Here is a 13835-nt window from a genome sequence, read left to right as displayed (position 1 = left end):
CAGAAGGCGGGAGCGAAACATATGAGTCAATTTAGCAAAGATCAGGTTCAAGATATGTATTACCTATCGCCGATGCAGGAGGGGATGCTGTTTCATACCATCCTTAATCCCGGCCAGAGCTTTTACCTTGAACAAATTACGATGAAAGTAAAGGGCGACTTCAATATCAAATGCCTTGAAGAAAGCATGAATGTCATCATGGACCGGTACGATGTATTTCGTACCGTGTTCATTCACGAAAAAGTAAAAAGGCCCGTTCAAGTCGTATTAAAAAAACGTCAATTTCATATAGAAGAAATGGATCTGACACGTTTATCCGAAAGTGAGCAAACGGACAAAATCAATGAATACAAAGCACAGGATAAGATCAAAGGCTTTGATTTAACGCGGGATATTCCGATGAGGGCAGCCATCTTCAAAAAAGCTGACAACAGCTTTGAATGGGTGTGGAGCTACCACCACATTATTTTGGACGGATGGTGCTTCGGCATCGTCGTGCAGGATCTGTTTAAGGTATACAACGCCCTGCGCGAACAAAAGCCGTACAGTCTGCCGCCTGTCAAACCGTATAAGGAATACATCAAGTGGCTTGAAAAGCAGGATAAACAAGCATCGCTCCGCTACTGGCGCGAGTACTTGGAAGACTTTGAAGGACAGGCGACGTTTGCGGAACAAAGAAAGAAACAAAAGGAAGGGTACGAACCGAAAGAACTTCTCTTCTCACTGCCGGAAGCGGAAACAAAAGCTTTTACAGAGCTTGCGAAATCTCAGCACACCACTTTGAGTACCGCTTTGCAGGCAGTCTGGAGCGTACTGATCAGCCGTTATCAGCGGTCTGACGATTTAGCTTTCGGTACAGTCGTTTCCGGGCGTCCCGCGGAAATCAAAGGCGTTGAACATATGGTCGGCCTGTTTATCAACGTTGTTCCAAGAAGAGTAAAATTGGCTGAAAACATGACGTTCAACGGTTTGCTCAAGCAGCTTCAGGAGCAGTCACTTGAGTCAGAACCGCATCAATATGTGCCGCTTTATGACATCCAAAGCCAAGCCAACCAGCCGAAATTGATTGACCACATCATCGTGTTTGAAAATTATCCGCTTCAGGATGCAAGCAATGAAGAAAGCGGACAAAACGGATTCGATATGGAGGATGTCCATGTATTTGAGAAGTCAAATTACGATCTCAATTTGATGGCCTCCCCGGGTGACGAAATGCTGATCAAGCTTGCCTATAATGAGAATGTGTTTGATGAAGCGTTTATGCTGCGCTTAAAATCCAAGCTTCTCACAGCGATTCAGCAGCTTATTCAGCATCCGGATCAGCCTGTCAGCACCATTGATTTCATTGACGAAAAAGAAAAAGAGTACTTGCTTAACGGCTTAAATCCGGCACCTCAAACGTGTGAGCCAAAACCTCTGACGGATTGGTTCAAGGAGGCGGTGGACGTCAATCCAAGTGCACCGGCGCTCACATTTGCAGGCCGAACGCTGTCCTATCACGAATTAGACGAGGAAACGAACCGCCTCGCACGCCGTTTGCAAAAGCAAGGGGCAGGCAAAGGCTCAGTTGTTGCATTGTACACGAAGCGCTCGCTGGAACTGGTGATTGGGATTCTCGGTGTGTTAAAAGCGGGAGCTGCTTATGTGCCGGTTGATCCTAAGCTGCCGGATGACCGAATTTCATATATGCTGACCGACAGCGGGGCGGCATGTCTGCTTACACATCAAGAGATGAAAGAGCAAGCGAGTCAGCTGCCGTTTACAGGCCAAACGCTCATCATTGATGATCCCATCCGTTTTGAAGAAGAGGCAAGCGATCCTGAAACCGCGATTGCACCAGATGATGCGGCGTATATCATGTATACATCAGGCACAACCGGAAAGCCAAAGGGAAATATCACGACGCATGCCAATATTCAAGGATTAGTGAAGCACGTTGACTACATGACGTTTTCTGAAAAAGACACGTTCTTATCTGTATCGAATTACGCTTTTGACGCATTTACCTTTGATTTCTACGCTTCCATTTTGAATGGAGCAAGGCTGATTATCGCAGATGAAAATACACTGCTTGATACAGACCGTCTCACGAGCCTCATCCGTCAAGAGAATGTCAGCGTCATGTTTGCGACCACAGCTTTATTTAATCTTCTCACAGATGCGGGAGAGGATTGGCTGAAGGGGCTTCGCTGTGTGTTATTCGGCGGGGAACGCGCGTCTGTGCCTCACGTCAGGAAAGCGATGCGGATCATGGGGCCGGGCAAGCTGATTAACTGCTACGGTCCGACTGAGGGCACGGTGTTTGCTACGGCTCACGTCGTGCACGAGATTCCGGAGTCTATCTCCTCACTGCCGATCGGAAAGCCAATCAGCAATGCAAGTATTTATATTCTCAATGAATCAAATCAGCTCCAGCCATTCGGAGCGGTCGGTGAACTATGCATCAGCGGAATGGGTGTATCAAAAGGCTATGTAAACCGTGATGAGCTGACGAAGCAGAAATTTACCGCCAACCCGTTCAAACCGGGAGAAACACTTTACCGCACCGGGGATCTCGCTCGCTGGCTGCCTGACGGTACGATTGAATACGCCGGCCGCATTGATGATCAAGTGAAAATACGGGGACACCGGATCGAGCTGGAAGAAATCGAAAAGCAGCTGCAGGAATATCCCGGAGTAAAAGACGCGGTCGTCGTGGTGGACCGCCGCGAGTCTGGGGACGCATCAATTAACGCCTACCTTGTGAACCGGACACAGCTTTCAGCAGGAGACGTTAAGGCACACCTGAAAAAACAGCTTCCTGCTTATATGGTGCCGCAGACATTTACGTTCTTGGACGAGCTTCCTTTAACAACAAACGGAAAAGTCAATAAACGTCTGCTGCCAAAACCGGAGCAAGATCAGATATCGCAAGAATGGATTGGGCCTCGAAATGAAACGGAAGAAACAATCGCGCAAATCTGGTCCGAGATTCTCGGCAGAAAGCAAGTCAGCATCCATGACGATTTCTTCGAGCTTGGCGGCCATTCCTTAAGGGCGATGACAGCCGCTTCTCGCATCAAAAAAGAGCTCGGAATGGACCTTCCGGTGAAGCTATTGTTTGAAGCGCCGACGATTGCCGGCATTTCAGCATATCTGAAAAACGGAGGCTCAGAAGGACTTCAGGACGTTACAATCATGAATCCGGATCAGGATGACATCATTTTCGCATTCCCGCCGGTATTGGGATATGGCTTAATGTATCAGAATCTGGCCAAGCAATTGCCGTCATACAAGCTGTGCGCCTTTGACTTTATTGAAGAGGAAAACCGTCTTGACCGTTATGCCGCTCTGATCAAGGAGCTTCAGCCGGAAGGTCCTGTGACACTGTTTGGTTATTCAGCAGGATGCAGCCTGGCGTTTGAAGCCGCTAAAAAACTTGAAGAGCAGGGACGCACCGTACAGCGGATCATTATGGTGGATTCCTATAAAAAACAAGGCGTCAGTGATCTGGACGGACGCACGGTCGAAAACGATGTCGAGGCGCTGATGAATGTAAATCGGGACAATGAAGCCCTCAATAGCGAAGCCGTCAAGCAGGGGCTCAAGAAAAAAACACATGCCTTCTACTCATACTATGTCAACCTGATCAGCTCGGGCCAAGTGAAAGCGGACATTGATTTGCTGACCTCTGATATTGACTTTGAAATGCCTGAATGGCTTTCGTCGTGGGAAGAGGCGACAACGGGCGCTTATCGTGTGAAAAAAGGCTTCGGTACACACGCCGAAATGCTGCAGGGCGAATGTCTTGATAGGAATGCCGGGATTTTGCGCGAATTTCTTAATAAACAAACCATAACGCTTTCTTAAGGAAGCGATGAAAGGGGGAGCCGGCCAATGAGCCAACTCTTCAGATCATTTGATGCATCGGAAAAAACGCAGCTCATCTGTTTTCCGTTTGCCGGCGGCTACTCGGCGTCATTTCGCCCTCTCCATGCTTTTTTGCAGGGGGAGTGTGAAATGCTTGCAGCTGAACCGCCCGGGCACGGCACAAATCAGACGTCAGCAATTGAGGATCTCGAGCAGCTGACTGATTTGTACAAGCAAGAATTACATTTGCATCCAGATCGGCCGTTTGTGCTGTTCGGGCACAGCATGGGCGGCATGATTACCTTCAGGCTGGCGCAAAAACTGGAGCGTGAAGGCATTTTTCCGCAAGCCGTGATTATTTCTGCGATTCAGCCGCCGCATATTCAGCGGAAAAAAGTATCGCATTTGCCTGATGATCAATTTCTCGATCATATTATCAAATTAGGCGGAATGCCCGCAGAGCTCGTTGAAAATAAAGAAGTTATGTCATTTTTTCTTCCTTCGTTCAGATCGGATTACCGGGCTCTTGAACAATTCGAGCTTAACGACATGACACCGATCCAATCGCCGGTCCACGTCTTTAACGGACTGAATGACGAAAAATGCATCCGGGATGCGGAAGGCTGGAAGAAGTGGGCGAAACACATCATGTTCCATGAATTTGACGGCGGGCATATGTTTCTGCTGTCAAATACAGAGGAAGTGGCGGAACGGATTTTTGCGATTTTGAATCAGCATCCGATTTCCAGTTCTTAATGAAAAAGCGGACAGCGCTGTGCTGTTCGCTTTTTTTATATAGAATGTAAATTTTTTCATGATATAATAGTCGCAATACTCAAATAAAGGCAGGTCAGGAAAAAATGTCTCGGCACATCCTTTGCGCGTCTCCTAAGATGAAATGGTTAGTATTGCTGTTCACGTTTGTCTTCGCCATCGGAATGAACTCATTCAGAAATTCCTTTCAATTTTTTATGCTCCCGATGGCAGAGACCTTTCACGCCGATCGGTCGCTGATTTCGGCTTCCGTCAGCATTTTTATGATCACAACGGGAGTCGTTCAGTTTTTTGTCGGCTTTTTTATTGACCGGTTCAGCGTCAGAAAGATTATGGGGATCGGCGCCATTTGTATCAGCGCAAGCTTTTTGGCGCTCCCGCATTCGCCGAATGTCCATATATTTTCCGTGATCTACGGAGTGCTCGGCGGAATCGGCTATTCCTGCGCTGTTGGCGTGACGACACAGTATTTTATCAGCCGCTGGTTTGACACGCATAAAGGCTTGGCGCTCGCCATTTTGACCAATGCAAATTCAGCCGGTTTGCTGCTGCTGTCACCGATTTGGGCTGCGGCTCCTTACTATGCAGGCTGGCAAACTGCGTATACAATATTGGGCATTTTCTTAGCGGCTGTCCTGCTGCCTCTTTTGGCCTTCGGAATGAAGCACCCGCCCAATGTCCAAGGGCAGTCCGTGAAAAAATCTTATGACTGGCAGGGATTTTGGAAGGTGTTAAAGCAGTCCCGCCTCATTCATATCCTGTACTTCGGCGTATTTACGTGCGGATTTACGATGGGAATCATTGATGCTCATCTCGTTCCAATGCTGGAGGATGCGCATGTCTCTCATATCAACGGAATGATGGCTGCATTCGGGGCGTTTATTATCATCGGGGGATTATTGGCAGGCTGGCTGTCAGATTTGCTTGGCAGCAGAAGCGTGATGCTCTCCATTTTGTTTTTCATTCGTCTCATCAGCTTGATCTGCCTGCTCGTTCCCGCACTCGGCATTCATAACAGTGAGCTCTGGTACTTGTGCTTTACGCTGTTATTCGGGCTCAGCTACACAGGCGTGATCCCGCTGACTGCTGCGTCCATTTCTGAAAGCTTTCAAACCGGGCTTATCGGTTCGCTCCTAGGCATCAATTTCTTTATCCATCAAATCGCCGGCGCTCTCAGTGTGTATGTGGGCGGATTGTTTTTTGACATGAATCATAATTATTTGCTGGTTACTGTTGTGTGTTTGGTGCTTGTAAGTTTATCAGCATTATTGGAGCTGGCGCCAATCAAAAAAAACAATCATGTTCATAACGAAGAGAGTGTTGAGGGGTAAATCTCCATTAGCTGAAGAGAATGTTACTCAATGGAGCGGCATATCTCATTAACATAAAAAAAGAGGGAAAACCCTCTTTTTAAATTTGTCATTTTACTTTTTTGGCACGTACATGTTCTTTTACAAGCTGTCTGAATGAGTGGAGCTCATTTTCGAATACAAAAAAACGTTTAGGAACTAAGATGACCTGGTGACTAGAAGTTTTGATTGAGAAAAAGTGTTTATATTCTGCAACTGCCCTTATTTCATCCCATTCAAACAATGCATTATCGTTTTTGGATTGAATTTGAATGCCTTGCCGGTTAATGGTATATGTCCTTTTGCGTTTTAGCCGTGTATTGTTCTTATAGCTGGTACGCAGCCTTATATAATGAAAAGCAATCAAAAGCAATGTACAGATCAAGGATAGAATCGCTATGAAAATACCATTATATATCACTTCAAGTGTTTCGCTGTCATAAACGGTAATCGGAAATCCATAAAGCGAATACACCAATAAAGATAGAAGAAAAATATAAATAAAATAAAACAATGCTGATATTCTTTGCCGGGATAAAAAGTAACATCTCATATCTTGTAATGAAATGGCTCCCTCTAGGAAGACACTGTGTTGAATCATTCTTACACTGCACCTCAAACCATTTTTTCTTCAACTCTAACATAACATCTCATTTGTTCATAGAAATGGATTTTTTGGTTTGCTTTCTTTTTCGGAGACCGGCATTGCTTCCCAGCACGCCGATGATAATACAAACCGCACCGGCAAGGTGATACCAGGCTAGGCTTTCGTGCAAAACCACAACTCCGGCAATCATCGTCACGATGGTGGACAAATGATTAAAGGCGCTCATTTTAAACGCCTCAATCCGGGACAGCGCATAGTTGGACATAAACGAAGTCACGAGCGAAGATAACACGCCCAAATACACTATCGCGAGAATAAAGCCGGGCTCCCGGAATGGATGGAAGTAAGTGCCGATCGTTCCGGAAGCGCCGTGCCGCACCAAGGCGATGGCATTGAAGACGACAAATCCGATCGCTGACATGATGTAGGTGAGCTCCATCAGCCGGAAACGCTGTGTCATTTTTCTTGCGGCGGTATTGTACATAGCTGAAGACAGAGCGGACAAGAGAATAAGTACAGATCCTTTTAGGCTGGCCGATTCAACGTTCACGCCCTTCATCACAAAAATAAACATGACGCCCGCAACTGATAACACAGTGAACCCTTTTTGAGCCCACGTCGATCGCTCTTTTAAAAAATAAGCGGCAAAGACCATTGTAAAAATCGGAATTGATGCCTGAATGATCCCGGCTTCAGAGGATGACGAGTACACCAGGCCGAATGCCTGAAAGCTGAAAAACAGCGCCGGATACAGCAGGGCGAGCGGCAAAATAGCCATTACATCTTTTAAACGGATGGACAGCTTCACCCATCCGAATAAGACAGGTATAGTAGCCGCTGCAAACGCAAGGGTGAACCGGTGTGCAAGAATATCAAATGGTTCTGCCGATTGCAGCGCGATTTTCACAAAAAGAAAGGATAAACCGATAATCAAAGCGTATAACATAGCTGCAAGATAAGCTGAGGTTTGCTGGTTTTTATACATACAGGAAGTGCTCCTTTAAATAAATAATAGAGCCGGCCGCTCCCTTTTATTGTATGGGGTGGATAGGAACGGTACAATAAGAAAAACAATGAACTGTACCGGTACAAAACAGGGGGAGAAAGAATGGAGAAGTATATCAGTCTCTTCATACAGATAGAGGAAATGATGCAAAGCAGTGTCTATCAAGAAGGAGACAGGCTTCCTTCCATCAGGCAGCTGTCCGCCCGCTATCAAGTCAGCAAAAGCACGGTGATCCGCGCGCTGCAAGAGCTGGAAAAACGCCATCTCATCTATTCTGTTCCGAAAAGCGGCTATTATCTTGTGAAAAAGACGAGGAAGCCGCATCACGGCAAGTCAAGCCCAATCGACTTTGCAACGTCTGCGCCGGACCCTGATATTTTTCCGTATGTGGATTTTCAGCATTGCATCAACAAAGCGATTGATACATACAAGCATGATTTGTTTCTCTACGGAACGCCGAAGGGCCTCCCGTCGCTCATCCGTGTATTGCGAAAGCTGTTTGCTGATCAGCAGGTATTTGCGGACGAGCGGCATATGTTTATCACATCCGGCGTCCAGCAGGCACTATCCCTGCTATGTGCAATGCCGTTTCCCAATGGGAAAGAGAAGATCGCCATTGAACAGCCAGGCTATCATTTGATGATTGAACAACTGGAGACACTGGGCATCCCCGCAATCGGGATAAAAAGAACGGAGCAGGGGCTTGATTTAGCGGAAGTCGAGCGGCTGTTTCAAACAGAATCGATCAAATTTTTTTATACGATGCCACGCTTCCATAACCCGCTTGGGAGCTCACTGGCCGAACGGGACAAACGTGAGCTGGTAAGATTGGCGGCAGCCTATGACGTCTATCTTGTTGAGGATGACTATCTCGGTGATCTCGAGGAAAATAAAAAGGCAGACCCGCTGTACGCATACGATCTGTCCTCACATGTGATTTATTTAAAAAGCTTTTCAAAAATGATATTTCCCGGCCTTCGCGTGGGGGCCGCCGTTTTGCCAAATGCGCTGACTGACACATTTCATACGTACAAAAAGCTGAACGACATTGACTGCTCGATAATTTCTCAAGCCGCGTTAGAAATTTACATCAAAAGCGGAATGTTCGGCAGGCACAAGGAGAAAATCAGAAATTCCTATAAGGAACGGTCCCTTAGGCTACATGAAGCCATTCAAACACACGGACAATTGAGCCGCGGCCGCTTTCTATTTTCCAGCGGCCAGGCCCCGTGCATGCATACCCATCTGGTGCTTCCTGAGGATCTGCCGGCATCAAGAGTGATTCAAAAGATGAAAAAACAAGAGGTTCTCCTTGAAGCGATTGACCGCCATTATTTATCAGACTATCCGAAAGAAAATCTATTAAAAATCAATCTTTCCAATGTGAAGACTGAAGATATTGAGCGCGGCATTAAGCTGCTGATGAGCCATTTATAAAAGCGCTTCGTACGAGATCATCGTGATGTCCTCCGGGAAATCAGGTCGGGCGGCGCACACAGCCATTTTATAGCCGGGATCTACCTCATACGTTTTGATAAAGCAAGGCGTATGGTGCTCCGGAAGCTCGACGGATACTCGGCCATCCTCATGCAGGCGCACGGAGAAGGAATCAAGCGGCAGCGACAGGCCTTTGCCTTCCTGCTTGATAAAGCTCTCTTTCATAGACCATAGATGATAAAAATAATCGTTTTGCTCGTCTTTATGTTTGGATAAAAGATCGCTGTACTCTTTCTTCGAAAAGAAACGTTCGGCAATCCCGAGGCTGATTGGCTTCATTTTTTCAATATCGACGCCGATCGGATCTGAATCAAACGCGCCGATGACCCAATGGCCGGAGTGGGAAATGTTAAAGTGGGCATTGGGGAGGTCAGGGATGCAAGGCTTCCCGTATTCCTGCGCGCTGAATCGGATATCGGCTTTATTCAGCTGGTACTGCTCGCTGATGACAGAGCGAACAAGCACATCTCCCAGCAGGGTGCGGTGAGCATCTTCTTTATGATAAAATCTCCGGCATTTCTCCCGTTTTTCAGCAGAAACGAAAGACATCAGCCGATCCGATTCTGCCTGTGAAAGCGGGCGGTCCATATAAATTCCGTAAATTTTCATTCTAGATCCTCCGTCTGCAAAAGATTGTCAAAACCATCCTATCATACTTCAACAAGACTCATATAGAGGAGAAAATAAAAAAACAAAGCCGAAGCGGCTTTGTTTTAGTGTATAGGCGGAGTTGCTTTCACAGCGGCTGTCCGCCTTGCCACAGCATAATTCAGCAGCTGGATTGACTGCGGCAACGAAAAGCGCAAAATGATACCGGTGAGGATGGCGGTCAAAATTGTACCTAAACCGATCGGACCGCCCATGCCCCATGCTGCAAACAAAATTGTTATTTCCATGCCGTTCCGCACCCATTGCACATTCCAGCCGGTTTTTTCTGTAATCAGCATCATCAGTGAATCACGCGGCCCCGCGCCAAGGCCCGCTGATACATAAACACCGACGCCGTAGCCGATCAGCAGCACGCCGAGAGAGAAGACGATGACGGAGCCTGTGTAGGTGGAGGGGGCAGGCAGAAGAAAATTGAAAAAATCTATAAAAACACCAATGAGCACCATGTTCAGGATCGCCCCAATTTTTGGCCAAGCCCTCGTAAACAATGACGTGAATCCGACGATGAGCGCTCCAATAATGATGGACCACTGGCCGACGGTAAGCCCGAAGTGCTGAAACAGGCTGTAATGAAATGCATCCCACGGACTGATCCCCAGCGTTTTTCCTTCTATCGTAAGGGATACACCAAAAGACAAAATAAGCAGACCGGCAAAATAAAATGTCCAGCGCAGAACAAGTTCTCGCTTCACGTGAAGTCCCTTCTTTCGTAAAAATCAATCGATTGTCATTGTAGCATATCTGACAAAAGGGCGGAATAGGCGAAAGGGGCTCAACAAAAAAACAGGGCCGCCGGCAGGCGCCCTGTTTTGGGTTTTACAACGGGTTCAAAATCCGATTCAAAAACCGCTGGGTCCGTTCTTCTTTTGGAGCAGAGAAAATTTCCTCAGGCGGCCCCTGCTCCACGATGACGCCGCCGTCAATGAAGACGACTTCGTCCGCCACTTCTTGGGCGAATTTGATTTCGTGGGTAACAACGACCATGGTCCAGCCTTCATTGGCTAAATCCTTGATAACCTTCAGCACATCACCCACAAGCTCAGGGTCAAGCGCTGAGGTCGGTTCGTCAAACAGCATCAGCTCAGGCTGAATTGCCAGTGCACGGGCGATGCCGACGCGCTGCTGCTGGCCTCCGGAAAGCTGGAACGGATATAAATCCATTTTGTCCTTCAATCCGACTTTATCAAGAAGCTGAATCGCTTCTTTTCTGACTTCCTCTTTGTTTCGTTTTTGCACCTGAACAGGGCCTTCCATCACGTTTTCAAGGGCTGTGCGGTGAGGGAAGAGGTGATACGCCTGAAACACCATTCCCGATTTCCGGCGGAGCTGAAGGATATCCGACTGCTTCACTTTCTTTGAAAAATCGATGGAGAAATCATCAAATGCAAGCTCCCCGCGATTCGGGATCTCCAGCGCGTTCAGACAGCGAAGCAGCGTCGTTTTCCCTGAACCGGAAGGCCCAAGTATAGCGATGACTTTTCCTTTTTCTATCTTCATATCTATCTTTTTTAAAATTTCATTTTGACCGAATGATTTGTTTAATCCTTTAACGGAAAGCATACTCGGAACCTCCTTATTTGGCCACGTAGCGGTCAAGACGCCGTTCGATGACATGCTGGACGAGCGAAAGCAAGAAGCAGATCATCCAATAAATAAAGGCCGCTTCAATATAAATGACTAAAATCTGATCGAGATTGCGCGCGCCGATTTCCTGAGCTTTTCTGAACAGCTCAGCGACGAGAATCTGAGATGCAAGAGATGTATCTTTGATCAGGCTGATAAAGGTATTGGATAATGGCGGGATCGACACACGAAACGCCTGCGGCAAAATGACGCGGAACAGCGTCTTCTGGTGTGTCATGCCGATGGTATAGCCAGCTTCCCATTGCCCCTTCGGCACGGATAAAATAGATGCCCTGATGATTTCAGATGCATAGGCGCCAACGTTTAAGGAAAAGGCAATGACTGCGCTTGGAAATGGATCTAGTGTAATGTTAAAGGCCGGGAACAGATAGAAAATGATGAACAATTGAACGAGAAGTGGAGTGCCGCGTACGGCGGATACGTATACGCTGAACACCCATCTCAAAGGTCTCACTTTCGACATTCTGGCAAGCGCCGTAATCAGCGCCAGTATCATTCCGAATATAAAGGAAAGAATCGTAAGGGGAATCGTATAGTAGATTCCCCCTGAAAGTATCGGCCAGAATGACTGCTGCACCAGATCCCACGGGATCGCCGTGCCAAGCGTCAATGCCGGTATATTATTTAGAAACATCTTCGCCGAACCATTTTTTAGAGATTTTAGAAAGAGTCCCGTCCTCTTTCATTTCTTTTAATGCTTTGTTGACTTGGTCGACAACCTCGCCGCTTCCTTTACGGAACGTGAAATACGTTTCCTGAGGGTCGCCTGTTTCAAACGCGATTTTTACGTTTTTGTTGCCTGATGTTTTTAAATAGTTTAATACGGCAAGCTTATCGTTGTACGTCATGTCGACGCGGCCTTGCTGGATCATTTGAAGGGCCTGCGCCATGCCTTCAACGCCTTCTACTTTCGCGCCGGCATTTGCAGCTAGTTTGTTATAGTTGCTTGTCAGTGATTGAGCTGACGTTTTTCCTTTTACGTCTTTTTCAGACTTAATATCGTTGTTGTCTTTTTTCGTCACGACAACGGCTCTTGATGTTGTGTATTTGTCTGAGAAGTCATATTGGTTTTCACGATCTGTTTTTCCGACTTGGTTGGCAACGACGTCAAACCGTTTGGAATTCAGGCCGGCAAACATACTGTCCCACTGTGTTTCCTTGAATTCGGCTTTCAGTCCAAGGCGTTTTGCGACTTCTGTGATGACTTCCACGTCATAGCCAGTCAGCTTGTCAGTGTCTTTGTCATGATAAGTGAACGGTTCGTACGTTCCTTCTGTACCGACTGTCAGTACGCCTTTTTTCTTAATTGAAGCCCAAAGATCGCCGTTTTTTCCGTTATCTTTTGACTGATTGTCATTTCCTGCTCCGCAAGCTGCGAGAACTGCAATGCTTACGACCATGAATAAAGCTAAAAGTGCTTTTTTCATTCTATTCCCCACTTTTCTGATTAATTTTGTTGAAATGAAAAAATAGCTTACAAATCTAAAGGATAACTTTTTTTTAGTATGAGTCAAGTATTTGGTTTTCATGAGACAAAAACACTTAAAATAAATTCAAAAATTGCTGTACCGGTTTTGGCAAATAACTGTCAGTTCTCCACATGACAGCCGGTGTCATAACGAAGGGGTTGTTTTCGATTTTAACTGTGTGAATGTGGTTTCTCATATGAACAGGAATCATGGTGACGGGCAGAATGGACGCGCCAAATCCTGATGAGACGAGACTGAGCAGTGTTGCTGAATCGTGGCATTCACAAACAATACGCGGCTCCAGCTGAAGACGGTGAAATTCATTCATGACCTGGTTATAAACGCCTTTTCCGTTCACAGGCCGCAGCAGAATCAGCGGGAAAGAAGGGATATCCTCCATTTGAATGGTGTCTCCGCATGTATACCCGGCATCATCAGAAAGAACGAGCACACATGGAATGTCGTCAAGCTTTTTAAATTGGACGGTATCGCTTTTTATCATGGTTGTCGTGACAGCGGCGTCGATTTGCCGGCTTTCCAGCAGCTCTAACAGCGTTGCCGGCTCGTTCTCCCAAATATTAAAGGTGAGGTGCGGATATCTTTCTTTCATTTGCGTCACTTTCTCAAGCATAAGAGCGGCGCAATAAATCGTCGAACCCACAGCCAGCGTGCCGGCAACCTCCTCCCTCAGCTCTTGTACCTCAATGACCGCATCTTCAAACCTGTGCAGAATCTCTTTGGCTCTTTTGAGAAAAATGCTTCCTTCATATGTAAGAGTCATTTGTTTTTTCTTATTGCGGTCAAACAATACAACACCCAGCTCATCCTCCAGCTGTTTGAGCTGCCTGCTTAGCGGCGGCTGCGCCATATGGAGTTTTTTGGCGGCAGAGGTGATCTTTTGTTCTTGGGCAATGGTAATGAAATATCGCAGCTGACGAATGTCCAAAGAAGGGCCTCCTTTTATATACCTT

The 13835-nt window shown here is 46.7% G+C and carries 12 protein-coding genes; 4 read left to right on the top strand and 8 right to left on the bottom strand.

Going from position 1 to position 13835, the window contains the following annotated elements:
- Nucleotides 1-21: 21 nt before the first annotated feature.
- The 3 genes from srfAC to H7F27_RS18945 all read left to right on the top strand — a co-directional run bounded on the left by srfAC (nucleotide 22) and on the right by H7F27_RS18945 (nucleotide 5954).
- Nucleotides 22-3849, top strand: a complete 3828-nt coding sequence (gene srfAC / locus H7F27_RS18955; RefSeq protein ID WP_185848292.1) for a surfactin non-ribosomal peptide synthetase SrfAC — start codon at nucleotides 22-24, stop codon at nucleotides 3847-3849.
- Between the two features lie 27 nt (nucleotides 3850-3876).
- A complete protein-coding gene (gene srfAD / locus H7F27_RS18950) occupies nucleotides 3877-4605 on the top strand; it encodes a surfactin biosynthesis thioesterase SrfAD (protein ID WP_095714068.1) in 729 nt (242 codons plus the stop codon).
- A gap of 104 nt (nucleotides 4606-4709) precedes the next feature.
- The gene (locus H7F27_RS18945) at nucleotides 4710-5954 is read left to right on the top strand and encodes an MFS transporter (protein WP_095714069.1); all 1245 of its coding nucleotides are present in this window, start codon (nucleotides 4710-4712) and stop codon (nucleotides 5952-5954) included.
- Between the two features lie 88 nt (nucleotides 5955-6042).
- Here the strand turns inward: H7F27_RS18945 and H7F27_RS18940 are convergent, their stop codons facing one another.
- Together H7F27_RS18940 and H7F27_RS18935 are read right to left on the bottom strand one after the other, a co-directional pair.
- Entirely contained in the window at nucleotides 6043-6573 is a 531-nt protein-coding gene (locus H7F27_RS18940; RefSeq protein WP_106021043.1) for a YcxB family protein, read from the bottom strand.
- A gap of 49 nt (nucleotides 6574-6622) precedes the next feature.
- The gene (locus H7F27_RS18935) at nucleotides 6623-7564 is read right to left on the bottom strand and encodes a DMT family transporter (RefSeq protein ID WP_185848291.1); all 942 of its coding nucleotides are present in this window, start codon (nucleotides 7562-7564) and stop codon (nucleotides 6623-6625) included.
- Nucleotides 7565-7687: 123 nt separating this feature from the next.
- Between H7F27_RS18935 and H7F27_RS18930 the strand changes: the two genes are divergently transcribed.
- Nucleotides 7688-9022, top strand: a complete 1335-nt coding sequence (locus H7F27_RS18930) for an aminotransferase-like domain-containing protein (protein WP_185848290.1) — start codon at nucleotides 7688-7690, stop codon at nucleotides 9020-9022.
- Here H7F27_RS18930 and H7F27_RS18925 read toward each other — a convergent pair.
- From H7F27_RS18925 to bsdA, 6 genes are all read right to left on the bottom strand, one after another.
- Nucleotides 9017-9691 carry a 4'-phosphopantetheinyl transferase family protein gene (locus H7F27_RS18925; protein ID WP_095714074.1) on the bottom strand — a complete coding sequence of 225 codons (675 nt, stop codon included), beginning with the start codon at nucleotides 9689-9691 and terminating at the stop codon, nucleotides 9017-9019. The two genes, H7F27_RS18930 and H7F27_RS18925, sit on opposite strands and share 6 nt — an antisense overlap.
- A 104-nt stretch (nucleotides 9692-9795) precedes the next feature.
- Nucleotides 9796-10443, bottom strand: a complete 648-nt coding sequence (locus tag H7F27_RS18920; RefSeq protein ID WP_024120192.1) for a YczE/YyaS/YitT family protein — start codon at nucleotides 10441-10443, stop codon at nucleotides 9796-9798.
- Nucleotides 10444-10567: 124 nt separating this feature from the next.
- Nucleotides 10568-11311, bottom strand: coding sequence for a cystine ABC transporter ATP-binding protein TcyC (gene tcyC / locus H7F27_RS18915; RefSeq protein WP_024120193.1), 744 nt, complete (start codon nucleotides 11309-11311; stop codon nucleotides 10568-10570).
- A gap of 13 nt (nucleotides 11312-11324) precedes the next feature.
- Complete coding sequence (gene tcyB, locus H7F27_RS18910; protein ID WP_024120194.1) at nucleotides 11325-12029, bottom strand: cystine ABC transporter permease TcyB; 705 nt, start codon at nucleotides 12027-12029, stop codon at nucleotides 11325-11327.
- Entirely contained in the window at nucleotides 12016-12822 is an 807-nt protein-coding gene (gene tcyA, locus H7F27_RS18905) for a cystine ABC transporter substrate-binding lipoprotein TcyA (protein ID WP_095714076.1), read from the bottom strand. Before tcyA ends, tcyB begins: the two co-directional genes overlap by 14 nt.
- Nucleotides 12823-12937: 115 nt before the next feature.
- Nucleotides 12938-13810: a transcriptional regulator BsdA gene (gene bsdA / locus H7F27_RS18900; RefSeq protein WP_185848289.1), complete on the bottom strand. Its 873-nt coding sequence runs from the start codon at nucleotides 13808-13810 to the stop codon at nucleotides 12938-12940.
- Nucleotides 13811-13835: the final 25 nt, after the last annotated feature.

It is taken from the genome of Bacillus sp. PAMC26543, from assembly GCF_014250375.1.
Lineage (GTDB): Bacteria > Bacillota > Bacilli > Bacillales > Bacillaceae > Bacillus > Bacillus halotolerans.
Note: the sequence above shows the minus strand (reverse complement) of the source record. Positions and strands in the feature narration are given on the sequence as shown.